Source organism: Pseudomonas sp. BE134, assembly GCF_031456105.1.
Taxonomy (GTDB): domain Bacteria; phylum Pseudomonadota; class Gammaproteobacteria; order Pseudomonadales; family Pseudomonadaceae; genus Aquipseudomonas.
Genome location: NZ_JAVDUA010000020.1, coordinates 61283 through 86068, shown reverse-complemented (window position 1 = coordinate 86068; position 24786 = coordinate 61283). Strand labels below are relative to the sequence as shown.

The 24786-nt window shown below is 58.9% G+C and carries 24 protein-coding genes; 10 read left to right on the top strand and 14 right to left on the bottom strand.

What is annotated here, in order from left to right; genetic code table 11:
- Positions 1–156 precede the first annotated feature (156 nt).
- Positions 157–939, bottom strand: coding sequence for a helix-turn-helix transcriptional regulator (locus J2Y56_RS17670; protein ID WP_310351638.1), 783 nt, complete (start codon positions 937–939; stop codon positions 157–159).
- A 97-nt stretch (positions 940–1036) separates the two neighbouring features.
- Here J2Y56_RS17670 and J2Y56_RS17665 point away from each other — a divergent pair, with 97 nt between their 5' ends.
- Positions 1037–1924 (top strand): DMT family transporter, encoded by an 888-nt coding sequence (locus J2Y56_RS17665; protein ID WP_007947557.1) that lies wholly within the window; start codon positions 1037–1039, stop codon positions 1922–1924.
- 92 nt (positions 1925–2016) lie between these two features.
- On the opposite strand, the gene J2Y56_RS17660 is transcribed toward J2Y56_RS17665, so the two are convergent.
- From J2Y56_RS17660 to J2Y56_RS17650, 3 genes are all read right to left on the bottom strand, one after another.
- Positions 2017–2907, bottom strand: coding sequence for a triacylglycerol lipase (locus J2Y56_RS17660; protein ID WP_007947556.1), 891 nt, complete (start codon positions 2905–2907; stop codon positions 2017–2019).
- Between the two features lie 108 nt (positions 2908–3015).
- On the bottom strand, positions 3016–3321 hold the full coding sequence (locus J2Y56_RS17655) for a multidrug efflux SMR transporter (protein WP_310351633.1): 306 nt from the start codon (positions 3319–3321) through the stop codon (positions 3016–3018).
- Entirely contained in the window at positions 3322–3960 is a 639-nt protein-coding gene (locus J2Y56_RS17650; RefSeq protein ID WP_150779698.1) for an FMN-dependent NADH-azoreductase, read from the bottom strand. It lies immediately after the preceding gene.
- 121 nt (positions 3961–4081) lie between these two features.
- Between J2Y56_RS17650 and J2Y56_RS17645 the strand changes: the two genes are divergently transcribed.
- Positions 4082–4981 (top strand): LysR substrate-binding domain-containing protein, encoded by a 900-nt coding sequence (locus J2Y56_RS17645; protein ID WP_310351630.1) that lies wholly within the window; start codon positions 4082–4084, stop codon positions 4979–4981.
- A 122-nt stretch (positions 4982–5103) separates the two neighbouring features.
- Here J2Y56_RS17645 and J2Y56_RS17640 read toward each other — a convergent pair whose 3' ends face one another.
- Entirely contained in the window at positions 5104–7179 is a 2076-nt protein-coding gene (locus J2Y56_RS17640; protein WP_310351628.1) for an AsmA family protein, read from the bottom strand.
- A gap of 387 nt (positions 7180–7566) precedes the next feature.
- Between J2Y56_RS17640 and J2Y56_RS17635 the strand changes: the two genes are divergently transcribed.
- The 7 genes from J2Y56_RS17635 to J2Y56_RS17605 all read left to right on the top strand — a co-directional run bounded on the left by J2Y56_RS17635 (position 7567) and on the right by J2Y56_RS17605 (position 12709).
- Entirely contained in the window at positions 7567–7953 is a 387-nt protein-coding gene (locus tag J2Y56_RS17635; protein WP_007947551.1) for a hypothetical protein, read from the top strand.
- Positions 7954–8110: 157 nt separating this feature from the next.
- On the top strand, positions 8111–8743 hold the full coding sequence (locus J2Y56_RS17630; protein ID WP_007947550.1) for a TetR family transcriptional regulator: 633 nt from the start codon (positions 8111–8113) through the stop codon (positions 8741–8743).
- Between the two features lie 268 nt (positions 8744–9011).
- Positions 9012–9512, top strand: coding sequence for an urease accessory protein UreE (ureE, locus tag J2Y56_RS17625; RefSeq protein WP_150779694.1), 501 nt, complete (start codon positions 9012–9014; stop codon positions 9510–9512).
- Positions 9509–10183 carry an urease accessory protein UreF gene (locus J2Y56_RS17620; RefSeq protein WP_007947547.1) on the top strand — a complete coding sequence of 225 codons (675 nt, stop codon included), beginning with the start codon at positions 9509–9511 and terminating at the stop codon, positions 10181–10183. Before ureE ends, J2Y56_RS17620 begins: the two co-directional genes overlap by 4 nt.
- Before the next feature lie 23 nt (positions 10184–10206).
- Positions 10207–10821 carry an urease accessory protein UreG gene (gene ureG, locus J2Y56_RS17615; RefSeq protein ID WP_007947546.1) on the top strand — a complete coding sequence of 205 codons (615 nt, stop codon included), beginning with the start codon at positions 10207–10209 and terminating at the stop codon, positions 10819–10821.
- A gap of 29 nt (positions 10822–10850) precedes the next feature.
- Positions 10851–11414, top strand: coding sequence for a HupE/UreJ family protein (locus J2Y56_RS17610; protein ID WP_310351625.1), 564 nt, complete (start codon positions 10851–10853; stop codon positions 11412–11414).
- A gap of 167 nt (positions 11415–11581) precedes the next feature.
- Complete coding sequence (locus J2Y56_RS17605) at positions 11582–12709, top strand: AGE family epimerase/isomerase (RefSeq protein ID WP_310351622.1); 1128 nt, start codon at positions 11582–11584, stop codon at positions 12707–12709.
- A gap of 87 nt (positions 12710–12796) precedes the next feature.
- Here the strand turns inward: J2Y56_RS17605 and J2Y56_RS17600 are convergent, their stop codons facing one another.
- From J2Y56_RS17600 to J2Y56_RS17560, 9 genes are all read right to left on the bottom strand, one after another.
- Entirely contained in the window at positions 12797–13561 is a 765-nt protein-coding gene (locus J2Y56_RS17600; RefSeq protein ID WP_310351620.1) for an SDR family oxidoreductase, read from the bottom strand.
- A gap of 983 nt (positions 13562–14544) precedes the next feature.
- The gene (locus tag J2Y56_RS17595) at positions 14545–14850 is read right to left on the bottom strand and encodes an HdeA/HdeB family chaperone (protein ID WP_007947541.1); all 306 of its coding nucleotides are present in this window, start codon (positions 14848–14850) and stop codon (positions 14545–14547) included.
- A 368-nt stretch (positions 14851–15218) separates the two neighbouring features.
- Positions 15219–15935, bottom strand: coding sequence for an ABC transporter ATP-binding protein (locus J2Y56_RS17590; RefSeq protein ID WP_007947540.1), 717 nt, complete (start codon positions 15933–15935; stop codon positions 15219–15221).
- A complete protein-coding gene (locus J2Y56_RS17585) occupies positions 15932–16804 on the bottom strand; it encodes an ABC transporter ATP-binding protein (RefSeq protein WP_007947539.1) in 873 nt (290 codons plus the stop codon). The genes J2Y56_RS17590 and J2Y56_RS17585 overlap by 4 nt, the downstream gene beginning before the upstream one ends.
- Positions 16801–18084, bottom strand: coding sequence for a high-affinity branched-chain amino acid ABC transporter permease LivM (gene livM / locus J2Y56_RS17580; protein ID WP_007947538.1), 1284 nt, complete (start codon positions 18082–18084; stop codon positions 16801–16803). The genes J2Y56_RS17585 and livM overlap by 4 nt, the downstream gene beginning before the upstream one ends.
- 3 nt (positions 18085–18087) lie before the next feature.
- Positions 18088–19002, bottom strand: coding sequence for an ABC transporter permease subunit (locus J2Y56_RS17575; RefSeq protein ID WP_007947537.1), 915 nt, complete (start codon positions 19000–19002; stop codon positions 18088–18090).
- 243 nt (positions 19003–19245) lie between these two features.
- Positions 19246–20379: a branched-chain amino acid ABC transporter substrate-binding protein gene (locus J2Y56_RS17570; protein WP_310351617.1), complete on the bottom strand. Its 1134-nt coding sequence runs from the start codon at positions 20377–20379 to the stop codon at positions 19246–19248.
- Between the two features lie 363 nt (positions 20380–20742).
- Positions 20743–22026 carry an FAD-binding oxidoreductase gene (locus J2Y56_RS17565; protein ID WP_123435907.1) on the bottom strand — a complete coding sequence of 428 codons (1284 nt, stop codon included), beginning with the start codon at positions 22024–22026 and terminating at the stop codon, positions 20743–20745.
- A gap of 157 nt (positions 22027–22183) precedes the next feature.
- Positions 22184–23674 (bottom strand): aldehyde dehydrogenase family protein, encoded by a 1491-nt coding sequence (locus tag J2Y56_RS17560; protein ID WP_310351611.1) that lies wholly within the window; start codon positions 23672–23674, stop codon positions 22184–22186.
- Between the two features lie 174 nt (positions 23675–23848).
- Here J2Y56_RS17560 and J2Y56_RS17555 point away from each other — a divergent pair, with 174 nt between their 5' ends.
- Positions 23849–24757: a LysR family transcriptional regulator gene (locus J2Y56_RS17555; RefSeq protein ID WP_007947532.1), complete on the top strand. Its 909-nt coding sequence runs from the start codon at positions 23849–23851 to the stop codon at positions 24755–24757.
- Positions 24758–24786 lie beyond the last annotated feature (29 nt).

The window sequence follows — 24786 nt, the reverse complement described above, 5'->3', positions numbered from 1 at the left end:
GCCATGAATCTTCATCCTTGTGATTTATTGTGGCTTCATTGCCGGGTGTCTTGGTTCCAGGGTGCCTGTTTACATCTATTTGCAAGGTCCCGCATCAGCAGTATTTTTACTAAAAACCAACTCGCAACACTTCGTAAGAAAGTTTTCGAAAAACAATCAAAAAGCGCTGTTACGCCGATAATGCTCCGGCGTGCACCCGGCCTGACGCGCGAACATGGCGATAAACGCCGAACCGCTGCTGTAACCAAGGTCGAATGCGATGGCCTGTACGCTACGCGGGCTTTTCAGCGCTTCAATTGCCGCAAGGAAACGCAAGCGCTGGCGCCATTCACCGAAACTCATACCTAATTCGCGGACAAACTGCCGGGCCAGGGTCCGCTCACTGACATGCACCTGTGCGGCCCAATGAGCCAGAGGCTGGTTGTTGTCAGGGGCGTCGTGCAACGCCTGGAGGATTGCCATAAGTCCGCTGCTGCTGGCGTACGGCAGATAACATTCGTGCACAGGCGCTTGCCTAAGTTGATCGACCAGCACCTGAGCCAGACGTCGGTCGGCATCACGTTCAGGGATCTTCACGTCGCGAGCGGCGAAATCCTTGAGGATCGCTTTGAGAATATCGCTGATCGCCAGCGTGCAGGCCTGTTGCGGCAACTCGCTGCACAGCGAGGGCGCCAGGCAAACCGCGCGGTAGTTGATCGGCTGGTTGCTATAGAAGCTGTGCTCGGTCCCGGGCGGCACCCACACCGCGTATTGCGGCGGCGACATGAATCGGTTGTTGCCGATTTCCATGTGCAACACGCCATTGGCCGAATACTCGAGCGTGCCCCACGGATGCCGGTGTGCCGAGGCGTACTCATGGGTGTTGAAATCGGCGTAGCGGAAATAGACCGGGGCTGGCAGTTCGGCGAAGTCCAGCAGGTCAATGTGTTTACTGTTCATGCTGTCCGTCATCCGGGGCAGGTTGTCTGGATCGAAGTATAGGCTTGCATCCAGACACGCGGATAATTGCCCCTCATTAACGTTCTGGTTTTTTCTGATGCAATACGCTTATCCCCTGCTGGCCATTTTCATTTGGGCTGGCAACACCGTGATCACCAAAATGTCAGCCGGGGCCATCTTCCCCGCCGAGATCGGTTTCTACCGCTGGCTGCTGGCCGGGATTTTGTTCACGCCGTTCATGCTCAAACCGGTGATCGCGCATTGGCCGCTGATTCGCCCCAACCTGGCCAAGATTTTCGTTCTTGGCGTGCTAGGCATGGCGGTTTACCAAAGCCTCGCCTACTTCGCCGCGGCACTGACTTCTGCAACCAACATGGGGATTATCCTGTCGCTGATGCCATTGATGTCGTTGGCCATGGCGATTGTCAGCCTCGGTCAACGCTTGACCGCTGGCGCATTGGCCGGCGCGGTGTTGTCGTTTGCCGGCGTATTGGTGGTGGTGTCGTCCGGCAGCCTCGGCGCGCTGCTTGAACACGGCGTGAACATGGGCGACGCGATGATGCTGGTCGCCACCCTGGCCTATGCGATTTACAGCACACTGCTGAAAAAATGGCAGCTGCGCTTGCCGCCGCTGGTGTTGTTGTATTTGCAGGTGTTGGTGGCGGTGGTGGTGCTGTTTCCGCTTTTTGTCGCCTCGCCGAAGATCGGCCCGACACTGCAAAACATTCCGCTGGTGCTTTACGCCTGCCTGCTGGCTTCGATGCTGGCGCCACTGGCGTGGATGCAGGCGGTGGTGCGTTTGGGACCCAGCCGGACCACGCTGTTTTTCAACTTGCTGCCGTTGATTACCGCGCTGATCGCGGCGGTGGTGCTGCATGAGCAATTGGCGATGTATCACCTGGTGGGCGGGGTATTGACGTTGGGTGGGGTGGTGCTTTCGGGGCGGTGGACGACGGTGATTGGCCGTAAGGTTCGTGTTGCCTGAACTGACGTCATCGCCGGCAAGCCGGTCTCACGCCCACAATTGACCGCATTCCCCTGTGGGAGCGAGCCTGCTCGCGATAAGGGCGACTCGGTCTAGACGCCGGCCGCTTTAAGCCGGGCGGCATGCTCGACAAACAAGCGGATCGGCTCGGCGCCCTTCCCGACCAATCCCAGCGACTGATTGACGATGTCAAAGTGATCCATCGGATAATCATCGCCAATCACCGTGCCCAGGTGCGAGCTGTACCGCCCGACCATCCCGTCGCAATGCCCGACCTCGTTCACAAAAGTTTTGGCAAACAGCCGACAACTGCGATTCGTCCCGTCAAACAGGTTGCACCCGCTATCCGTCTTGCCCGGCTGCAAGGTCCCGGACCACGAGTAATAACGCACGCCGTTAACCTCTTCCGGCCCGTGCCCGCCCCAGGTTTCAGGCAGGCCCTGTGGATAACGCTGATTGAACAGCGCCACGCCTTCGGTGGTGAGTGAATGATGGGACGCGTGGATATCCACCGGCAGCTTCGGTCCGCGATAACCGGTTTCGAACAGGCTCATCAGCGCGGCGATTATCCGTAACAGAAAACTCATGAGCCGGCCCTTGGCGCTGTCGTGCGGATAGTGCTTGTGCAGGTAATCGGCCAGCTCCGAGCCGTGGTTCGGCCCGGCCACCGAGGTCACCGACGCCACGAGGTCCGGTCGTTTGGCCGCCGCGTAACGGGCTGTCAGCGAGCCCTGGCTGTGGCCGATCAGGTTGACCTTCCCGGCCCCGGTCTCGCGCAGGATTTCCTCGATTCGCACCAGCAGCTGCTCACCGCGCACTTCACTGGAATGGAGCGGCGAGACCTGCACCGCAAACACGATCGCCCCACCCTGGCGCAATGCCGAGACGATGCCGTACCAGTAGGGATAGAGCACCAGTCGGATAAAACCGAGCATTCCCGGGACCAACACCAACGGGTAGCGCGTGGCGGAACCTTGCGACATGGGCGAACGTCCTTGTGATCGATGAGACGAAGCAAGGCTGGATGCAAGACATCAGCCAAGCATCGTCAGCGAAGATGACAACTCGACGACCAGTCTATGACATCCGCCCTACTTGAGCCCAACCACCCCCGACACGATCAACCCGACCGACACCAGTTTGATTGCGGTCAGGCTTTCGCCCAGCAGCGCAAACCCGAGAAAAACCGTGCCCAGTGAACCGATGGCGGTCCAGATCGGGTAAGCGATGCTGACCGGCAGCTCGCGCATGGCCAGGGTCAGGAAGTAAATCCCGCCCACGGCCGCGACCACGGTGATCAGCGACGGCCAGAGCCGGGTGAAGCCTTCGGCGTATTTCATGCCCATGGCAAAGGTGACTTCAAACCCGGCGGCGATCAGCAGAAACAGCCAGGCCATTCAGAACTCCCTGGCCAGCGCCAGTAGACGCTGCTCGGCCTCGGCGGCGGAGATCTGGAACGTGCGCGCCTCGGACTCTTCGCCCTCGGCGGCCACCACGGTGATGTCGGTGATGCCGATGAACCCCAGCGCCGTGCGCAGTAATGGATCAGCGTGGTTCATGGCCTCCAGTTCACCACCCGGCCCAAAGCCAAACCCGCCGCGACTGGTAACGATCAGCGCTTTTTTGCCCTTTACCAGCGGTTCGTATTGGGCCACACCATTGTCCAGAGTGTGATTGAACGTCAGCCCGAGCCGCACAATCTGATCGATCCACGCCTTGAGGCCACTGGGGATGCTGAAGTTGTGCATCGGCGTGGAAATCACCAGCAGATCATGGCCGAGCAACTCGCTCACCAACTGATCGCTGAAGGCCAGATCCGCCTGCATCGACAGCGGTCGCGCATCCGGCTCGGGGTAAAACGCGGCGGCCACAAAGGCTTCGTTGACCGGCGGAATCAGCGCCCGTCCGACTTCGCGACGAGTCAGGGTGGACTGAGGATTTCGGGCTTTCCAGGCCGATAAAAACACTTCGGCCAAACGGCGCGAATGCGAGCGATCGCCACGGGGGCTGGCGTGAACGGCAAGAATATTACTCATCTGAATCTCCTTGGGATTACACTCAATCAGCGTGTGACTTTTAGATTGAAGCCACCCGCCACGCGCTTCAAATGAGCAGAAATCAGTCGAGATGAATCCAATTCATCCATGGAGCTTCTCCATGTTTGCATCCTTACCATTGACCGCCCTGCGCGCCTTTGAATCGGCTTCCCGCCTGCTGAGCTTCAAGGCGGCGGCCGAAGAGCTGTCAGTGACGCCCACGGCGGTGTCGCATCAGATTCGTTCACTGGAAACCTGGCTCGGCGTTGCACTGTTCGAGCGATTGCCACGACAAGTGCGCCTGACCGAGGGCGGTGAACGGTTATTTCGCAGCCTGCACGGTGCCTTTCTGGACGTGGCGCAAAGCGTCGACACGTTGCGTCCGCAACGCAGTGGCGCCAGCCTGACGGTCTCCACCACCGCAGCATTTGCGGCCTTATGGCTGGTGCCGCGCCTCGGGCGCTTTTACGCGCGCCACCCCGGCATCAGCCTGCGCCTGGACACCCACTGCGAAGTCATCGACTTGCATCAGGACGCCAGCGTCGATCTGGTGCTGCGCTACAGCCTCGACACCTACCCGAACCTGTATGGGCAGTGCCTGTTCGATGAGACCTTCGGGGTGTACGGCTCGCCCGAGCAAATCGCGCTGGCCACCACTCATACGCCCACGCTCATCAGCGTGCGCTGGCACAACTCCAAGTTGTACGCTCACGGCTGGGAGGCATGGTGCGCGCAGTCAGGCGAGGCATGGTTGGCGGGCAAACCGGCGATCCGGGAATACGACGAAGAGCACTACGCCCTGCAAGCAGCGATTGCCGGCCAGGGTTTGGTGCTGGCGAGCAATATTCTGGTATCGGAAAGCGTGGCCAGTGGGTTGCTGGTGGCTTATCGCGGCGAGATTCAGGTCGATGGCGCCGGTTACAGCGCGCTTTGTGTACCCGGGCGCGAGCGGCATCCGCCGGTCCGGGCATTTTTTGCGTGGTTGCGTGAGGAGGCGTTGCTGTCCGGGCATACCTTCTGAAAGATCTGTTGCGCCTGATAGGCCGCCATCGCGAGCAGGCTCGCTCCCACATTAGTACTGCGGACATCGGTCCAATGTGGGAGCGAGCCTGCTCGCGATGGCGTCAGTACAGACGGCGTAATTTACTTACTGGGTTTGACCGTCACCGGCGCCTTCCCCGCCTTCATCTGCTCCAGCAACGGCGCACACTGATTCGGCTCACCACCACTGGGCGCTATCAGCGCCAGCAACCCCGCCGCCGGTGCCGCAATCACGCCCAACGCCACCATCCCGGCCCCACGCAGCATCAGCGGCACGGCTTTCACACCGGCCTGCGGCTTGATGAACTTGCCCCGCACGTACAGTGGCGAGCGCAGCGATATCAAACGCCAGCCCTTCGACTCCGGCGTAATGGTCAGGTCAAGTTGTTCGGTCGCCATGTTCACGGTGCCATCAATGTAGACGATCGCATTTTCGGTATCGAAGACGAACAGGCGCGTGGTCGCCAGCCCGGTCTTGATGTCGAAGTCGGCCGCCGCACAATTGATTTTCACTTCTTTGTCGCCAAAGATTTTGCCGACCACATAGTTACCGACATTGAGCCCGGCCAGCTCCATCAACTCGCGACTGATCGCACCGTCGTTGATGAGCATTTTCAAATTGCCGTTGGCGCTGCCCAATAGCTTGGCCACCGAATTGCCGCGCCCCGAAATATCGGCATCACCATTGAGCTCGCCGAAGCTGGTTTTCATGGGTTCGAAGGTCGGGAACAGTTGCTTGAGCTTGAATTTTCGCGCGGTAAGTTTGGCTTGGCCCTCCATGGGTTCGGTTCTGCCATTCAAGCGAATCTGCGCCTCCAGATTGCCACCCGCCACACCAAAGCGCAGGGGCTCGAGGCTGAGCACGCCGTCGGTCAGTACCAAGTGCGTAAAGAGGTCGTTGATCGGCAGTTTTTCGCTATGGATGATGCGCTTGCCGGTGAATTCAACGTCGGCGTCCATGTCACGCCAGCGCTCAGTCCTGAATTCTTCGACCGGCAACACTTTGTCCGTCGGCTGCTTGCTGTCACCGCCACGGGCCTGTTGCTTGGCGTTGGAATCGGCACCAATCAGCGGAGCCAGGTCGGCGAACAACAGTTGCTCGGAGAGCAGTGAACCACTGAGTTTCGGCCTTGGCTGACTGGCGACGTAAGTCAGGCTGCCGTGAATGTCACTCTCGCCGATCTTGCCGTTGAACGCTTCATAGCGGTAAACCGCGCCACTCGGTTCATGCAGCTTGGCAATCAGGTGCCCGTCGGTGGCGTACGGCGACGTATCCGGCAGTATCACGCCGGTCAGCGGGTAGAGGTTGCCCAGGCTGGTGCCGGCCAGCTTCAGCCTCAAGTCCAGCGAGCCAAGGTTCAGGGGATCGGTCAGGGTGCCGGCCAGCTCTATGCGGGTGTCGGCAATCTTCATTTGAGCCTGCAGCGGAAACGGCCTGGTCGCGTCCTGCAGCGCCAGCAACCCGCCGATCTTGCCGGAGCCTTCGAGTTTCTGCGCGTGATATTGGCCTTTTACCTTGAGGGCGAACGCGTAATCCTGCGGCGCGCCACCCTTTTCAACCGCGGTTTTCGCTGCTTTGTCACCGACGATGTCGCTGAACGGGATCGGTTTGCCCAGCGGGTCGATCAGTACGTCGAGCTGAGTCTTCAGGTGCTGATCGTCAAGGATGACGTGGCCCTTGTCGAAGCCAATGGCGCCAATGTCGACCACCCAGTTCGACGGTTCGGCGCCGGGGTCTTTCGGATCGAATTTAAATGTCCAGTTGGCGCGGCCATCAGCCAGCCTCTGGAGGTCGGCGTTCGGTTCGGTCAAGTCGATGCGCGGGATCACCACCCGCTGGGCCAGCAAGGCCAGCGGCGAAATTCGTAGTTCTACGCGTTTGAGGGTGACCATCTGCGGTTGCTTCAACCAGTCCGGGTTGCCCAGGCTCAAGTCGTCGGCCACTACATGCGGCCACGGCACCCAACCCCGCCAGCCGCCCTCGTCAGGCTCACGCTGCCAGACCACCGCGAGGTTGCCATTGATGGCGAACGGACGGTGCAGCTCTTCAGAAACTTTAGTGTTGATAGCGGGTTTGATCCGGTTCCAGTCGAAAAACACGATGATCAAAACGAGTATCGCCAGCAGAACAACCAGGCTGGCAAAGGTCCAGGCAAAAATCTTGGGGGTGCGCGTCATTGCACAGGACTCCTGAATACGACTGCACGCCCCGACTGCGACGCACGTGTGAAACGTTAGGCCAGAACCGGCCTGCCATGACACCTAGGACTGGAAAAAAGCGTGCAGGTTTAACCGAAACGCCCATTAACGTTCAAATAATCGGTCCGGGGCGCTTTGCTCACTTCAGGCAGCGTTAGCGACCCGCCCTTTTGTGCGGCGCGAGTGAGTCGAAACCACCCGTTCCAGGGCAAAACCACTCGCTGAAAACGCCCGTTTTAGAGCCTTGCAGCAGAACAATCAATTCCATTGATTATTACCATTGCGTTTATGAACTTTGATATCGATTTTTCGAGAGTAGCATTGCCTTCGTACCCACTTGATCGCCCTCCCACGGAGCAACCCATCATGAAACGCCAACTACTGCTAAGCCTGACCCTATCGATGCTAGCCAGCACAGCTTTCGCGCTGCCAGCCCCTGATCAGGCCGCTCCCCAAGTCAAAGACAACCACTCGGTGTTCAGCCAAACCGTCGCCGCAGATGGCTCCGATCGCACCCCACAAGGCCAGACCCTGGCTGAAGGCGGTTCCGACCGTACCCCACAAGGCCAGACCCTCGCTGAAGGCGGTTCCGATCGTACTCCACAAGGTCAAACCCTCGCTGAAGGCGGTTCCGATCGTACCCCACAAGGTCAAACCCTCGCTGAAGGCGGTTCTGATCGTACTCCACAAGGTCAAACCCTCGCCGAAGGTGGTGGTGACCGTGTAATCGAACGCAACAGCGCTACGAGCTAAGCCCTATGGCCGCCCTGAGAAAAAGCCCAATCCCCGGATTGGGCTTTTGACTTACAGAGCGCTGCATTTCCCCGCCTGAATCCCCGATAGTCGTTCGACGCCAGCGAAGCCGATTTGCTAGAGTGCGCCGCTGTCCTGTCCAGAAAACACCCTTGCGATGCTGCCCCGCGCCGAACAGAAACAACAAACCCGCAACGCCCTGATGGACGCTGCTCGCCATCTGATGGAGTGTGGCCGAGGATTCGGCAGCCTCAGTCTGCGCGAAGTGACCAGAACCGCCGGCATCGTGCCCACCGGTTTCTACCGGCATTTTGCCGATATGGATGAATTGGGCCTGGTGCTGGTGAGCGAAGTCGGTCAGACCTTCCGCGAAACCATTCGCCTGGTGCGCCATAACGAATTCGTCATGGGCGGCATCATTGATGCATCGGTACGGATCTTTCTCGATGTGGTCAGCGCCAATCGCTCGCAGTTTCTGTTTCTTGCTCGCGAACAGTACGGCGGCTCATTGCCGGTGCGATTGGCGATTGGCCGTTTGCGTGAAGACATCAGCTCGGATTTGGCGGCTGACTTGTCCCTGATGCCCAAGCTGCAACATCTCGACCTCGCGGGTTTGAGCGTGATGGCTGATCTGATCGTTAAAAGTGTGTTCGCGACCCTGCCGGACATTATCGACCCGCCGGCCGAGGCGCTCCCCGAACATTTGACGCCTCAGGCCAAGATCACCCAGCAACTGCGCTTCATCTTTATCGGTCTCAAACACTGGCAAGGCCTAGGCAGCACTGAATAACCCAGTGGGAGCGAGTCTGCTCGCGAAAGCGCAGTGTCAGTCACCTCCAATGTTGACTGTGCCGACGGCTTCGCGAGCAGGCTCGCTCCCACAAAAACCATTCAGCGCATCAAATCGGTGCAACTCAAATATCCTCGCACCACTTCCGCTCATAATCCTGCAACACCCTGAATCCCCCACTAAGCTCCGACAGGTATTTCCTACGTATCGCCCGATTGGCAAGCCCCTTGCTCTAGCCTGAGCATTGTCCACTGCTGGAAGCCTTCCGATGCTGGTGATTCATCGCAGAATCGACCCTCAACCCGTCTGGGCCGCCGAATTGCTCCTGACATTCGAAGCCCGGAGCAAAAGCCGTTTGCGCTGTTTCAGTGCTGAAGGTGAAGACGTCGGATTGTTTTTGGAGCGCGGTCAGCCGCCGCTGTATGACGGCGAATGCCTGCAAGCCGAAGACGGACGCATCGTGCGCGTCTGCGCCCGCCCCGAACAACTGCTGCACGTCACCTGCGCCAACGCGTTCGAACTGACACGTGCCGCGTATCACCTCGGAAACCGCCATGTCGCCCTGCAAATCGGTGATGGCTGGCTGCGCCTGCTCGACGATTACGTGCTTAAAGCCATGCTCGAACAGCTGGAAGCCAAGGTCGAAAACATCGAAGCCCCGTTCCAGCCGGAACATGGCGCTTACGGTGGCGGCCATCACCATTCTCGGCACGGCGACGAAGACTTCAACTACCCGCCGAAACTGCATCAGTTCGGCGTTCGTTTATGAACCCGGCCTGGGCGCTTCTTCGCCTGGCCAGCCCGCAATTGCCGATTGGCGGCTACAGCTATTCCCAAGGCCTGGAAATGGCGGTGGACAATGGCCGTGTCAGCGATGCAGACGGCGCGCGACGCTGGATCAGCGATCAGTTGCTGCTGAACCTGGCACGGTTCGAAGCGCCGCTGCTGCTCGCCCATTGCGTGGCTGCCTTTGATGAAAACTGGGCCGAGTTGCTGCAACGCTGCGAAGAACACCGCGCCAGTCGGGAAACCCGCGAGCTGCACCAGGAAAGCCGCCAGATGGGTTATTCCTTGCAGCAACTGCTCAACGGCTTACCGGAGCTGGATGCTCCCGCACGCGCCTTCCTCGATCAACGACCCGAACCGCACCTGGCCCTCGGCTGGGCGCTGGCCGCCCGCGCCTGGGGGATCAGTCCGCAGGATGCATTAGCCGCGTGGCTCTGGAGTTGGCTGGAAAACCAATTGGCCGTGCTGATGAAAACCTTGCCGCTGGGCCAGCAAGCCGCGCAACGCCTGACCAGCGAACTGCTGCCGCTGTTGCAACAAGCCCAGCAGGACGCCACCCGCATCAACCCCGAACACTATGGCAGCGCCGCGTTTGGCCTGTCCCTGGCGTGCATGGCCCATGAGCGCCAGTACAGTCGCCTGTTCCGTTCCTAGGGCCTTTAAATATGGAGAACCACATGAACACACAACCCCTGCGCGTCGGCATCGGCGGCCCGGTCGGTTCCGGTAAAACCGCCCTGACGCTGGCCCTGTGCCTGGCCCTGCGCGAGCGCTACAACCTCGCTGTCGTCACCAACGACATCTACACCCGCGAAGACGCCGACTTTTTGGTACGCAACGAAGCCCTGGCGCCCGAGCGCATCATCGGCGTGGAAACCGGCGGCTGCCCGCACACGGCGATCCGCGAAGACGCCTCGATCAACCTCGAAGCCGTGGATCAACTGAACCGGCGCTTTCCGGGGCTGGACCTGATTCTGGTGGAGTCCGGTGGCGACAACCTTTCGGCGACGTTCAGCCCGGAATTGTCCGACCTGACTATCTACGTGATTGACGTATCGGCCGGCGACAAGCTGCCACGCAAGGGTGGCCCCGGGATCTGCAAATCCGATTTGCTGGTGATCAACAAAGTCGACCTCGCACCGCTGGTGGGGGCGTCGCTGGAGATGATGGACAGCGATACCAAGCGTATGCGCAACGGCAAACCGTTTGTCTTCAGCAACCAGAAAACCGGCCTCGGGCTGGAGGAAATCATCGCCTTCATCGAACGCCAGGGCCTGCTGACAGCGGCTTGATCACGACTTATCAACAAGGAAGCTTACCCATGACACTAAAACGCATTCTGGGCGCCGTGGCCCTGCTGCTGACCCCGGCCATCGCTTTCGCCCATCCGGGTCATGGTGACAACGGCTTGATCGCCGGCATCAGCCACCCGATTGGCGGCCTTGATCATTTGCTGGCGATGGTTTCGGTCGGCCTGTGGGCGGCACAACAAAAAGGTGCGACGCGCTGGGCGCTGCCGTGCACTTTCGTCGGCACGATGCTGATAGGCGGATTAGTGGGGTTTGAAGGGCTGAACCTCCCGGCGCTGGAAAGCGGGATTGCCGCATCGGTGCTCGCGCTGGGCTTGGCCGTGGCGCTGGTGGTGCGTCCGCCCTTGAGCCTGGCGGTGGGCGCGACGGCGTTGTTTGCACTGTTCCATGGCGTAGCACACGGGTTGGAGTTGCCGGACATGTCGAGCCCTTGGGCGTATGCGGCCGGATTTGTGGCGGCGACGGCGGTGTTGCATGCGGCTGGATATGCGGTGGTTCGCGTACTGCCGCAAACGGCGGTTCGGTTAGCGGGAGCGGCGTCGGCGGCGACCGGGGTCTGGTTGCTCGCTGGCTGAAGATCGTTCCCACGCTCTGCGTGGGAATGCAGTACGGGACTCTCTGCGTCCCAAGAGCCGAACGCGGAGCGTCCGATGAGGCATTCCCACGCGGAGCGTGGGAACGATCAAGGCGCTCACTCTGCTAACATGTCGCGCAATCAACCCTGCCGTGACGACGCCAGCCAATGCCGCCTGTTCCCCGTTCCGCCTCCCAGCCTGAATTGACCGCCCTGTTCGCTTCGGTGCAACAGCACTTCCAGGACGTGATCGTGCCACTTTGGCAAGGACCCGGCTGGAATGCCGACATGGCGTTGCCGTATGAAGCACTGGACGCGGAACATCAACCGCTGGCGCCTCAACGCTACCGGGCCATGGCCTGTGCGCGGCAGTTGTATGTGTTCTCCAGCCTGATTGGCCAGGTTCCGGCCGCCCAAGAGCGCGCTGCTGCGCTATTCCGGTCCCTGCAGCAGCATTTCCACGATGCTGAGCATGGCGGCTGGTTCTACAGCATCGATCCGCACGGCGCACCGCTCGATCAGCGCAAAGACCTCTATACCCACGCGTTCATCCTGTTTGCCTGCGCCCATTACTGGGACAAGGTGCGCGAGCCGTTGGTGGAATCGGTGCTCAATGCGGCGCTGGAGGTGATCGCTCAACGTTTCGCGACAGGCGACGGCCTGTACGAAGCCAGCCTCGACCGTGACTGGTCAACGCTCGACTCCGGACCACTGCAAAATCCCCTGATGCACTTGGCCGAAGCCTTCCTCGCCACCCTGTCTGTACGTGAAGACATCGCCGTGCAGCATGCACTTATTGAGTTATGCACAGGCATGCAGAAGCGCTTCATCGACCCGCAACAGAGTGTGTTGATGGAGAAGCCACTGGGGGCCGTGGATAACTGGTTTGAACCGGGGCATCAGTTCGAGTGGTATTTCCTGCTGGAGTCTTCGCCGTTGCTGCGCGATTCCACACTACATGCTTCGCTTGCGCGTGCATTTACGCGTACCGAGCAGCTGGGCGTTGATTCATATACCGGTGCAGTCGTGGCGATGCTCGATCTGGAGGGTTCTGCAATGGATGCCACCCAGCGCATCTGGGCTCAGGCTGAATACCTGCGCGCCCTGACCTTGAGGCCAAATAACGAGGCCTCTGTGCTGCGCCAGCTGCGGGCGTTACAGCAGCGCTTTCTGCATGCAGGGGGCTGGTATGAGTGTCGCGATGAAAAAGGCGAAGTCAGCCGCAAGGACATGCCATCGACGACGCCTTATCACTTGGCAACCTGCTATCGCGGGCTGGTTGATTATCTCGGCTAACTGACAGATAGCTTTCGCCGGCAAGCCGGTCTCGCTCCCACAGTTCAGCGCAATCCCTGTGGGAGCGAGCCTGCTCGCGATTGGCCGTTACACCGATTTACGCTCAATAGAAAAACCAGCCCACGTCTGACTCACCGGCATCAACTCCAGGCTGTTGATGTTGATGTGCGCTGGTGCGTTGAGCACCCAGAAAATGGTCTCGGCGATGTCTTGTGGCTGGATCGGCTCAGCCCCGGCATACGTTGCGTTGTAACGCTCCTGGTCACCGGCGAAACGCACCAGTGAGAACTCGCTCTCACACAAACCCGGCTCGATGTTGCTGACACGCACGCCGGTGCCTTGCAGGTCGCAACGCAGGTTCAGCGAAAACTGTTTAACGAACGCCTTGCTCGCGCCATATACATGACTGCCCGGGTACGGGTAGTTGCCGGCGATGGAGCCTAGGTTAACGATGCCCGCGCCACGGCCATGGGCAATCAGGCGCGGCAGCAGCAAACGAGTGCTGTACATCAGGCCTTTGATGTTGGTATCGACCATGGTGTCCCAATCGTCGAGGTCGCACTTGGGCGCCGGGTCCACACCGAGCGCAAGGCCGGCGTTGTTGATCAGCCCACGCAGCTTGGCGAAAGACGGTGGCAGATTGGCAATCGCGTCCTCCATGGCTTTGCGATCACGCACGTCGAGCACCAGGCCATGCACCTCTGTCTGTTTCGATAACTCGGCACACAGGGCCGTAAGGCGCTCTTCACGACGGCCTGTCAGCACCAATTTCCAGCCCGCCTCGGCGAAACGACGGGCACAGGCTTCACCAAAACCGGAGGTCGCGCCGGTAATAAACAGGGTGTTGGACATCGTGTTCTCCTTGCTTCGGCTGGCGGGCAGCCCTTGGAATAGAAAGTCAGCTGGCAGCATGCCCGGCCTTGCTCACAGCAGCAACCATCACAAAAGCTGTGCAAAAAACAACCAACCCGGTTAACGCCATACGCACCGTGGCTTGCAGCCATGTACGCGCACGTTATCCACAGGCCGGTCCACAGTTTCCGGGGGCAAGTGGAAATGCTGGAGGCCGCTGTGTACAAGGCTTTGCGGGGAGTCTGGAAAGTTTTTCGCTTGACCCTCGCAGGTTCGCGGTGTAGCCCATGGCATTTTGCACGATTGCCCCTGCAAACCAGCGATGGCGCCAAGCCAGTAACGACGGCCCTTAGCCGAGTCTTTCCAGAGTTTAACCACAGACTTATCCACAGGCTGTTACTGCCCGTTTCGACCTGCGGCAACCGCCGATAAAAAGGTTGACAACGCCATCCTCCAACCCTCTAAAAACACCTGATCAAAAAATGACCATATCGCTGAAAGCCACGTATTTAAAGGCGTCCAGCCAGCTACTCCCACGTTATTCACAGCCAGCTCCACAGCAAACGGGGACAAGCCAAAACAGTGATAAAACAACTATTTACAGCGGCTTTATGTCGCGCTTTGAGAGCTTGTGAATATTGTTTTCCACAATTTCGAGAAAGCGCCCGAAGCCCCCAGAGGGAGGGAGCCTGCTCGCGATCGCGGTGCGTCACAAAAAGAATACGGGTCGCTCCCACAGGGAATGGTGACGAATCGAGAATTGATCATGAAGTGATTTACATCCGCCCCCCTAATTACACCCGGGATGACGACGGCGCACACTCGATGGGGGGATATTTGCCGGCCAAAAATCGGTTCTTGAAAATCAGGCCAGGGAAATGATTCAACAAACTTTGCCCGCATCACTAATCGGACTCACAAAACAGTAAACGCTCGCCGGCATTATAATACCGACAAGCGTCTCAGGTTCGTGACGGCAGCATTCAGAATAATTTCTTCATTTCCTCTGTAAAACTAGATACTTTTTTCTCTGGATTCTTCGTGCACTTCTCTACATATACAGGAAGAACTTCTGCTATAACTTTTTCTTTAGTGAAAGAACCCCCATTTGAATTAATATTCTTGTCGACTGAAAACCAGAGTGCGATTGGGGCTTGGGCTGGCGGGGGCGTTACAAGGAACTCCTTACACGTCATATCATCGGGATTAGTCGACGCGGCATAAACAGTACTGACGGAGGAAATAACCAAGCTAGCCAGGGCCATTTTGCAAAAAAACTTATTAGTCATTTTAAGCATCTCCACAGACTTGGATAATACCTCTATATATAAGAGGTAAATCGTTCATTGATTTTCGCTAAAAACAAGAAACTTAAATTTAGCGGCACTACAAGTGCACGATGGATAAGTATAGACGGTTTCACGCATTGTCAATATCTATTTTATACAGACACCAACAACACTATAACCGGATAAGCTTTTACATACAGCCCCCATAAACCCCAACTAGATTAGAGATAACTATTAGTTGCACCGTTTAATATAATAGTTTCACCAAACAACCCATAAACACTAAAACCCCAACCCACACTGCTCTTTCCACCATAAAAAAAAGCCCCGACGATTGCGCGCCGGGGCTTTTGCTCGACTACGCAGACTCAATGACCGCCGAGATAAGCGTTACGCACCTCTTCGTTCACCAACAGCTCTTTACCGGTGCCCGTGAGGCGAATCTCACCGTTGACCATCACGTAGGCCCGATCCGACAACCTGAGGGCGTGGTTGGCGTTCTGCTCCACCAGAAAGATCGTCATGCCGGTCTTGGCCAGCTCCCGCAGGGTCGCGAAGATCTGTTTCACCACAATCGGCGCCAGGCCCAGGCTCGGCTCGTCAAGTAGCAACAGTTTCGGCCGGCTCATCAACGCACGCGCGATGGCGAGCATCTGCTGTTCGCCGCCGGACATGGTCATCGCCCGCTGGTTACGCCGCTCTTCAAGTCGCGGGAACAACTCGAACATCCGTTGCATGTCTTCCTTGGCGTACTTGTCACCGATAGGGATGGTGCCCATCAGCAGGTTTTCCTCGACGGTCATGTCGGGGAACACGCGCCGGCCTTCCGGCGACTGCGCTATGCCGTTGGACGCGATGTAGTGCGATGACTTGTGCGTGATGTCCACGCCCTGATAGATGATCTGCCCGTCAGCCGCACGCGGCTGGCCGAAGATCGACATCAGCAGGGTCGACTTGCCCGCACCGTTGGAGCCGATCAGGCTGACGGTTTCACCTTCATTGATGTGCAGCGAGACTTTCTTCAGGGCCTGGATTGGCCCGTAAAACACGTCCAGTTCCTTGAGTTCGAGGATGGGTTGCGTCATACCACTTCCTCTTCGTCGGCGCCCAGGTAGGCTGCAATCACTTTCGGGTCGTTGCGGATAGCGTCGGGACCGCCTTCGGCGATCACGATGCCGTGGTCCAGTACCACGATGTGGTCGGAAATACTCATTACCATGCCCATGTCGTGTTCGATCAGCACTACGGTCAGATCGTGCTCGTCACGCAGCAGCCGGATCATCGCGCTCAGCGCTTCGGTTTCCTGAGGGTTAAGGCCGGCGGCCGGTTCGTCGAGGCAGATGATCTGCGGCCGGGTGCACATGGCCCGGGCAATTTCCAGGCGGCGCTGTTGGCCGTAGGACAGTTCACCGGCCAGGCGGTTGGCGCAATCCACCAGGTCCACCACTTCCAGCCAGTAGAAGGCGTGGTCCAATGCATCGCTTTCAGCCTTGCGGTAGCCCTTGGTATTGAGGATGCCGGCCAGCATGCTGCGGTTGACCCACATGTGTTGGGCCACCAGCAGGTTTTCCAGTACCGACATTTCCTTGAACAGGCGAATGTTCTGGAAGGTCCGTGCCAGACCGGCACGGTTCACCAGGTGGGTGCCGCCGAAGGCCTTGTAGAACAGCCGACTGGCGAAGGATTTTGGCGAAACGAAATCGGTCGGTTTGAACGATTCGCCCAGCAATTTGATGACGTTGGTCTGTTGCCCACGGATGTTGAGTTCGATCTTACCGCCCGAGGCCTTGTAGAACCCGGTCAGGCAGTTGAACACGGTGGTCTTGCCGGCGCCGTTGGGGCCGATCAGGGCGAAGATCGAGTTGCGGTGCACCTTCAGGCTGACATCGCTCAGTGCCTTGATGCCGCCAAAGTGCATCATCAGCTTCTCGACCGAGAGTACGACTTCGCTCATGGCGCTACTCCTTTACGCGGGGTCACACCGGTACGGCTGATCCGAATCAGGCCGCGCGGTCGCCAGATCATCATCAACACCATCAGGATGCCGAACAGCAGCACGCGGTATTCCGCGAAACCGCGCAGCAGTTCCGGGGCGACGGTCAGCACGAAGGCTGCTATCACCACGCCGATGGTCGAGCCCATGCCGCCGAGTACCACGATGGCGAGGATCAGGGCCGATTCAAAAAAGGTGAACGAGGTCGGGTTGACGAAGCCCTGATAGGTGGCGAAGAACACGCCAGCCAGGCCGGCTGTCGACGCGCCGATGGTGAACGCCGAGAGCTTCACCAGCACGTGGTTCAGACCCATGGAGCGGCAGGCGATTTCGTCTTCACGCAAGGCTTCCCAAGCGCGGCCAACGGGCATACGGGTCAGGCGGTGCTTGATGTACAACACGGCCAGCACAACCAGGAACAACACCGCATAAATGAAGTAGTACTTCACGTCAGGGTTGTAGGCGATGCCGAAGAACTCGTGGAACGGTACACCACCATCCTTCGCCCGCTTGCCGAACTCCAGACCGAAGAACGTTGGCAGCGGGGCCGCCATGCCGTTCGGGCCACCGGTCAGTGACAGCCAGTTGTTGAGGATCAAGCGGATGATTTCACCGAAACCCAGGGTCACGATCGCCAGGTAGTCACCGTGCAGACGCAACACCGGGAAGCCGAGGATACAGCCAGCAAGTCCGGCAGTGATCGCCGCCAGCGGCAACACCGTCCAGAAGCCCAGGCCGAGATACTGGTAACCGAGCGCCAGGCCATAGGCGCCGATGGCGTAAAACGCCACGTAACCCAGGTCAAGCAGGCCGGCCAGGCCGACCACGATGTTCAGGCCCAAACCGAGCAGCACGTAGATCAACCCGAGGATGACCACGCCCAGCAGGTAGGAGTTGGAGAAAAACGGAAACACCACGGCAATGGCGATCATCAGCGGGATGATCCAGCGCAACCGGGATTTGTAATCGGGCGGCAGTACATGAACCCCGGAGCCGGTGGTTTCAAATCCTTCGAGGATTCTCAGGCCCTTGGGGGTTTGCAGGAACAGGCTCAGGGCAAAACGACCGGCCATGACGATGGCGACAATCCAGGCCACCCGGGTCGTTTCCAGGTTGAAACCGTAGCCATCGAGTACGACACCGACTATCGGCCCGAACACGATCAGGGCAATGAGGCCGGCAAGAATCGCGTCAACCAGACTTTTTTTGATTTCGATGGTTTTTTTAGTGGTTGAAGACATCGCTTACACCTTCGACACAAGAGGACGGCCGAGCAGGCCTTGGGGCCGAAAGACCAGAACGAGAACCAGCAACGAGAAGCTGAAAACGTCTTTGTAGTCCGAGTTGACCAGACCGGAAAACAGCGACTCGGAAATCCCGAGAATGATCCCGCCGAGCATGGCGCCCGGTAGCGATCCGATCCCGCCGAGTACAGCGGCGGTGAACGCCTTGATCCCGATGATGAAGCCGGCATAGAAGTCGAATGTGCCGTAGTTCATGGTGATCAGCACGCCGGCCAGGGCCGCCATTGCTGCACCGATGATGAACACGTAGGAAATCACCCGATCGGTGTTGATCCCCAGGATCGAGGCCATCTTGCGGTCTTGCTGGGTGGCGCGGCACATGCGGCCGAGCTTGGTGTACTTGATGATGTAGGTCAGCAGGGCCATCCCGGCAAACGCTGCAACCAGGATGAAGACCTTGGTGTAGGTCAACTGCACAAAACCCGAGCCGATATCGACGCGCCAGGCCCCCGTCAGCAAGGTGGGAACACCCTGTTGCTTCGCGCCTTGGGCGATCTGTGCATAGTTTTGCAGGATCAGCGAAATACCGATGGCGCTGATCAGCGGAGCCAGTCGGGTGGAGTTACGCAGGGGTTTGTAGGCAACGCGCTCGATGACCCAGCCGTACACCGCCGTGACGACGATGGTGAAGATCAGTGTGCCGAGCATCAGCAGCGGGAAGGATTCGATACCGAAGTAAGCCAGCAGAGCCAGACTGATTGCCGCCAGGTAAGCAGAAATCATGTAAACCTCGCCGTGGGCGAAGTTGATCATGCCGATGATGCCATAGACCATTGTGTAGCCGATGGCGATCAGGCCATAGACCGACCCGAGGGTCAGGCCGTTGACCAGTTGCTGCAGGAAAATACCATCCATAACGCAATCTCACGCAATGAGAACCTGCACACCTGTGGGTGTGCGGTTCTTCTAGAAAAATACAGATGTACGTCGGAGCGATGTCAGACACGATCAGGCAGGCCACCACCGCCCCCTGTAGGAGCTGGCTTGCCAGCGATAGCGGATGAACATTCGACAAAGTTGTCGCCTTTCAGTCCGTCATCGCGAGCAGGCTCGCTCCCACATAGAGCAACTGTGGGGGTCAGCTGATCGAGTCAGCCCTTACTTCTGTTTTTCCAGCTGGTGGTATTTGCCGTCCTTGTCCCACTGGTAAACCACGTAGTCGGACACTTTCAGGTCGCCCTTGCCGTCCCAGGTCTTCTCGCCCATGACGGTTTTGACCGGGTTTTTCTTCAGCCACGCAGCCGCTTCTTCGCCCTTGTTGGACTTGGCGCCATTGAAGGCTGCAGCCAGCGCCTGTACCGAAGCGTAAGCGTACAGGGTGTAGCCTTCAGGCTCGGTACCGGCCTTGCGGAATGCGTCTACCACGGCCTTGCTTTCTGGCAGCAGGCGTGGGTCGGCGCCGAAGGTCATCAACACGCCGTCGACGAATTGCGGACCGCCAGCGGTGGTCACCAGTTCGTCGGTCACGATGCCGTCATCGGACATGAATTTGACGTCTTTCAGACCTTGTTCACGCAGTTGACGAACCAGAGGACCGGCTTCCGGGTGCAGGCCACCGAAGTAGACAACGTCGGCGCCAGCGCCGCGGATTTTGGTCACGATGGTGCTGAAGTCTTTTTCGCCACGGGTCAGACCTTCATACAGCACAGGGGTCACGCCGCGCTTGACCAGCTGAGCCTTGGTGGCATCAGCCAGGCCTTGGCCGTAGGTGTCCTTGTCGTGCAGCACGACAACCTTCTTGCCCTTGAGCACGTCGACGATGTAGTCGCCGGCCACGATGCCTTGCTGATCGTCACGCCCGCACATACGGAACATGGCGCTCAGGCCGCGCTCGGTAACGGCCGGGTTGGTGGAACCCGGGGTGATTGCGATGATGCCCGCTTCGTCATAGATCTCGGAGGCCGGGATGGTCGACGAGGAGCAGAAGTGACCGACCACGCCTGCGACTTTCTGGTTGGTCAGGTCCTTGGCGACCGTCACAGCCTGTTTCGGTTCGCAGGCGTCATCGCCCTTAACCAGTACGATTTTTTCCCCGTTTACGCCGCCCGACGCGTTGACCGCGTCGGCTGCAGCCTGTGCACCCTTCATGTACTGCTCGCCAAATGCCGCGTTGGCGCCTGTCATCGGACCCGCCACACCGATTTTCACATCAGCTTGTGCAAACGCAGAAACACCCAGCGCAGCTGCCACTGCGAGGGCCAGAAAGCCTTTCTTGTAAAACGTCTGGGACATGAGGTGGTGCTCCAAGGTTTTTTTTAGTTGGCACTGCGATTTCTCTGAATGCTCAGAGCAAGGGCCGTGCCATCGGTTTTTTATTCTGAGAAAAGTCGCTGCCTTATTGTTTTTTCGACAGTTTCGGTCCCATTTTCATTGGGCGTGCAACCGTCTAAACCGCGGAAGGTGAAACCATTTATTTTTAATGGCGCAACCCACATGCGCCATCATTGCAACCGCGGCGCCAAACAACGTGCAACCAGCCTGTAACACCGTTCGTCACCGAAGTGCACACTGCTGGTGCGGGACTGCTACAACCCGCACCATGACAGGCTAGTCGCTGCGCCAAAAAGCGCCGCTAACAGCAACAAATTTCAATAATCAGATAACGATCCGCAAGCACTGGCCTGCGTGATACAGCGAAAATCCGGCCTCGTACAAACAGCTACGCAACCCTACCCCCGCCAATGGCTGCATGGGGGCGAAAGGTATCGGCAGCGCTTGAGGATTTCCGTTACACAAATAATCGGCGAAGGCTTTGCCGACTACTGTACCGGTCGTCACACCTCGACCGTTGTAACCGGTGACGGCCACTAAACCGGGCGCCGGTTCGAACAGACGCATCAAATGATCGGGGGTGAACGCGATGCACCCGGTCCAGGTGCATTCCCACTCCACCGGTTTGAGGTAGGGAAAATAGTGCTGCTGAACGCGGTCGGCCCATGCCTTGAGAAACCAGGCCGGCTTCTGATTGCCATTACCGAGACTGCCGAGCAACAGTCGCCCGTCCTTGTCGCGACGAATACTGCTGAGCACCTGGCGGGTGTCCCAGGAACCCTGGCCGCCGGGCAGAATCTGTTGCGCGGCGTCTTCGGTCAGAGGGACCGACGCCACTTGGTAGTAGTAACCGGGGAAAAAGTTGCGCCGCAGTTCCGTCCAGTCGCCTTCGGTGTAAGCGTTGGAGGCGATCACGACTTTCTCGGCCATGACCGAGCCCTGAGCGGTTTGCACCGACCAGCGCTGGCCCTGACGTTCGAGCCGTGTGACCGGGGAATGGTCAAACAGTTGGCCGCCGAGACTGATAGCGGCTTTGGCCAGCCCGGTGGTATAGGCCATCGGATTAAGGGTGCCAGCACGTCGATCCAGCAACGCCGCAGCGATTTTTTTTGTGCCCGTTGCCTGCTCACAGGCTTGCCCGGTCAGTAGCTCGACCGGCGCTCCGCGACGCTTCCATTGTTCTTCACGACTGCGCAAATCCGCTTCGCCACGGGCGTTATGCGCCATGTGCAGCGTGCCTTCGCGGCGTAACTGGCAATCGATGTTGTACTTGTCCACAAGGCTGAACACCAGGGACGGTGCTGCGCCGAGCATGCGATTGAGCTGGCTGCCCACCGCTTCGCCGAATCCGGCTTCGATGTCGTCCGGTGGTATCCACATGCCGGCGTTGACCAATCCGACATTGCGCCCCGAGCCACCATGGCCGGCGCGATGCGCTTCCAGCACACAGACCGACTTACCTTGTTCCAGCAGATGCACCGCCGCCGACAGACCGGTGAAACCGGCGCCGATGACGCAGACATCAACTGTCACTTCACCCTTGAGCGCCGCGTTGTCGGGCCTTTGCGGCGTCAGTTTTTCCCACAGACACTCTTCGCGTAACGGCATTGCCAGACTCCGAAAATGAAACCTAACCAACCCGATCGTTCCCACGCTCTGCGTGGGAATGCAGCCCGGGACGCTCCGCGTCCCAACAGCGGACGCAGAGCGTCCATTGAGGCATTCCCACGCAGAGCGTGGGAACGATCAACAACAAAAAGCTCCATCAGTCGAAGGTGATGCCCTGAGCCAACGGCAGTTCCAGCGAGTAGTTCACGGTGTTGGTCTGACGACGCATGTAGCCGCGCCATGCATCGGAGCCCGATTCACGACCACCGCCGGTTTCTTTCTCACCACCAAACGCGCCACCGATTTCTGCGCCGCTCGGGCCGATGTTGACGTTGGCGATGCCGCAGTCGCTGCCCACCGCCGACATGAATTGCTCGGCTTCACGTACATCGGTAGTGAAGATGCAGGACGACAGGCCTTGTGGCACGGCGTTGTTCAGGCGCAGGGCTTCGTCGAAATCCTTGTAGCCGATCACGTACAGAATCGGTGCGAAGGTTTCGTGGCACACCACCTCGCTCTGCTCCGGCATTTCAACAATGGCCGGCGCGACGTAGTAAGCATTAGGGAATTTGTCTTCCAGTTGGCGCTTGCCACCGAACACGCGACCGCCTTCGCTCAAGGCCTGCTCCAGCGCGTCCTGCATGTTTTCGAAACTTTGTTTGTCGATCAGCGGACCGATCAGGTTGCCTTCCAGCGGATGGCCGATGCGCACTTTGGAATAGGCGGCTTTCAGGCGGGTAACGATCTCTTCCTTCACCGATTCGTGCGCGATCAGGCGACGCAGTGTGGTGCAACGCTGACCGGCGGTGCCGACGGCGCTGAACAGGATGGCGCGAACGGCCATGTCCAGGTCCGCGCTTGGGCCGAGAATCATGGCGTTGTTGCCGCCCAGCTCCAGAATGCTGCGAGCAAAACGCGCGGCGATTTTCGGCGCCACTTCGCGGCCCATGCGGGTGCTGCCGGTGGCGCTGATCAGCGCGACACGCGGGTCATCGACCAGCGCTTCGCCGGCGTCGCGGCCGCCGATGATCACTTGGCTCAGGTGTGGCGGGGCATCGCTGAAGTTTTTCAGGACACGGTCGAACAACGCCTGGCAAGCCAGCGCGGTCAGTGGGGTTTTCTCGGAAGGTTTCCAGATCACCGGGTTACCGCACACCAGCGCCAGCGTGGTGTTCCAGGCCCAGACCGCGACCGGGAAGTTGAACGCACTGATAACGCCGACGACGCCCAGCGGGTGCCAGGTTTCGCGCATGTGGTGGCCAGGACGCTCGGACGCAATGGTCAAACCGTACAGCTGGCGGGACAGACCGACGGCGAAATCGCAGATGTCGATCATTTCCTGAACTTCGCCCAGGCCTTCCTGGGTGATCTTGCCGGCTTCCCAGGACACCAGCTCGCCGAGGTCGGCCTTGTATTCACGCAGGATGTCGCCCAGTTGGCGCACCAGTTCGCCACGACGTGGCGCCGGAACCTTGCGCCACAGTTCGAACGCATGATCGGCACGACTGATGTGCTGCTCGACTTCAGCAGCACCTTCCCAGTTTACGGCGGCGATCCGGCTGCCATCGATTGGCGAATGCACCGGCACTTTGCCGTTCTGGTACAGGGCCGGGTTCACACCAAGACGATCAAGCAATGCGGCAACCATGGGTTACTCCTCAAGCAAAAAACACAAAGGGTGCAGCCGGAATCATCACGGCTGATCAGACCTGTAGTTTTAGCGCCCCGGAGGTTACCCAACAAACGACGATTAAGAGAGATATCATTCCGTTTATTCATGCTACGAATTGCTGGTAAGAAAGAAACAAGAAAAGGACTACCCATGCTGAATAAACGCTATCTGCCGTCAATCACAGCCTTGCAGTGCTTCGAGGCCGTGACCCGGCATTTGAGCTTCACCCGGGCCGCCGAAGAGCTGAACCTGACCCAGAGCGCCGTCAGTAAACAGGTCGCGCAACTTGAGGAATTGTTGCAGCACTTGTTGTTCCGCCGCGTGCGCCGACGCCTGCAAATGACACCGGCCGGTGATTTGTACCTGGTGGAAGTACGAAAAATCCTCACCCAGGTCGAGATGTCGACCCATTACCTGCGTTCCTACGGCGGCGAGACTGAAGTTTTGCGCGTTTCAACGCCGCCGACTTTCGGTGCGCGCTGGCTGGTACCTCGCCTGAAAGGCTGGCGCCTGCGCCATCCGTCGATTCACCTGGACCTGTGCAGCGAGCAGGAAGCAGACGATTTACTGCAAGGTCGCAGCGATCTGGCGTTCTACTTTGGCCAAGGCTCACGGCCCGGCACCGAATGCCTGAAGCTGTTTGGTGAAGAACTGGTACCGGTCTGCGCACCGGGCAGCCTGCCGGACACGCCGTTCACCGACCCGACGCAACTCACCGACCTGGTCCTGCTGCAAAACGCCTCCCGCCCCCAGGCCTGGCACGACTGGTTCGACAGTCAGGGCTACCACACCGAACACAGCTACCACGGCCCGCGTTTTGAAACCTTCTACATGTGCATCCGCGCCGCTCAGGTCGGCTGCGGTGTAGCGCTGCTGCCGAGGTTTCTGGTGGAAGAGGAATTGGTTGACGGCAAACTGGTCATACCGTGGACACACGCGATGCCCAGCACGGATGCCTATTACCTGGCGTATCCCGAACATTCGGCGGAAGTGCCCAAAGTGCGTGATTTTGTGAAGTGGATGCTGGAGCAGATTGATAGTCCCACCTCCACAGACTGACCCTTGTAGGAGCAGTCGAGTGAAACGAG

Excerpts from the sequence above, each read along its gene's own strand:
- J2Y56_RS17610 (WP_310351625.1), top strand. The coding sequence starts at position 10,851 with ATGACACTAAAACGCATTCTGGGCGCCGTGGCCCTGCTGCTGACCCCG.
- J2Y56_RS17600 (WP_310351620.1), bottom strand. The coding sequence starts at position 13,561 with ATGTCCAACACCCTGTTTATTACCGGCGCGACCTCCGGTTTTGGTGAA.
- J2Y56_RS17575 (WP_007947537.1), bottom strand. The coding sequence starts at position 19,002 with ATGGATGGTATTTTCCTGCAGCAACTGGTCAACGGCCTGACCCTCGGG.
- J2Y56_RS17565 (WP_123435907.1), bottom strand. The coding sequence starts at position 22,026 with ATGCCGTTACGCGAAGAGTGTCTGTGGGAAAAACTGACGCCGCAAAGG.
- J2Y56_RS17670 (WP_310351638.1), bottom strand. The coding sequence starts at position 939 with ATGAACAGTAAACACATTGACCTGCTGGACTTCGCCGAACTGCCAGCC.
- J2Y56_RS17630 (WP_007947550.1), top strand. The coding sequence starts at position 8,111 with ATGCTGCCCCGCGCCGAACAGAAACAACAAACCCGCAACGCCCTGATG.
- ureG (WP_007947546.1), top strand. The coding sequence starts at position 10,207 with ATGAACACACAACCCCTGCGCGTCGGCATCGGCGGCCCGGTCGGTTCC.
- J2Y56_RS17570 (WP_310351617.1), bottom strand. The coding sequence starts at position 20,379 with ATGTCCCAGACGTTTTACAAGAAAGGCTTTCTGGCCCTCGCAGTGGCA.
- J2Y56_RS17655 (WP_310351633.1), bottom strand. The coding sequence starts at position 3,321 with ATGGCCTGGCTGTTTCTGCTGATCGCCGCCGGGTTTGAAGTCACCTTT.
- J2Y56_RS17590 (WP_007947540.1), bottom strand. The coding sequence starts at position 15,935 with ATGACGCAACCCATCCTCGAACTCAAGGAACTGGACGTGTTTTACGGG.
- livM (WP_007947538.1), bottom strand. The coding sequence starts at position 18,084 with ATGTCTTCAACCACTAAAAAAACCATCGAAATCAAAAAAAGTCTGGTT.
- J2Y56_RS17635 (WP_007947551.1), top strand. The coding sequence starts at position 7,567 with ATGAAACGCCAACTACTGCTAAGCCTGACCCTATCGATGCTAGCCAGC.
- J2Y56_RS17640 (WP_310351628.1), bottom strand. The coding sequence starts at position 7,179 with ATGACGCGCACCCCCAAGATTTTTGCCTGGACCTTTGCCAGCCTGGTT.
- J2Y56_RS17605 (WP_310351622.1), top strand. The coding sequence starts at position 11,582 with ATGCCGCCTGTTCCCCGTTCCGCCTCCCAGCCTGAATTGACCGCCCTG.
- J2Y56_RS17585 (WP_007947539.1), bottom strand. The coding sequence starts at position 16,804 with ATGAGCGAAGTCGTACTCTCGGTCGAGAAGCTGATGATGCACTTTGGC.
- J2Y56_RS17595 (WP_007947541.1), bottom strand. The coding sequence starts at position 14,850 with ATGACTAATAAGTTTTTTTGCAAAATGGCCCTGGCTAGCTTGGTTATT.
- J2Y56_RS17645 (WP_310351630.1), top strand. The coding sequence starts at position 4,082 with ATGTTTGCATCCTTACCATTGACCGCCCTGCGCGCCTTTGAATCGGCT.
- J2Y56_RS17650 (WP_150779698.1), bottom strand. The coding sequence starts at position 3,960 with ATGAGTAATATTCTTGCCGTTCACGCCAGCCCCCGTGGCGATCGCTCG.
- J2Y56_RS17555 (WP_007947532.1), top strand. The coding sequence starts at position 23,849 with ATGCTGAATAAACGCTATCTGCCGTCAATCACAGCCTTGCAGTGCTTC.
- ureE (WP_150779694.1), top strand. The coding sequence starts at position 9,012 with ATGCTGGTGATTCATCGCAGAATCGACCCTCAACCCGTCTGGGCCGCC.
- J2Y56_RS17660 (WP_007947556.1), bottom strand. The coding sequence starts at position 2,907 with ATGTCGCAAGGTTCCGCCACGCGCTACCCGTTGGTGTTGGTCCCGGGA.
- J2Y56_RS17620 (WP_007947547.1), top strand. The coding sequence starts at position 9,509 with ATGAACCCGGCCTGGGCGCTTCTTCGCCTGGCCAGCCCGCAATTGCCG.
- J2Y56_RS17560 (WP_310351611.1), bottom strand. The coding sequence starts at position 23,674 with ATGGTTGCCGCATTGCTTGATCGTCTTGGTGTGAACCCGGCCCTGTAC.
- J2Y56_RS17665 (WP_007947557.1), top strand. The coding sequence starts at position 1,037 with ATGCAATACGCTTATCCCCTGCTGGCCATTTTCATTTGGGCTGGCAAC.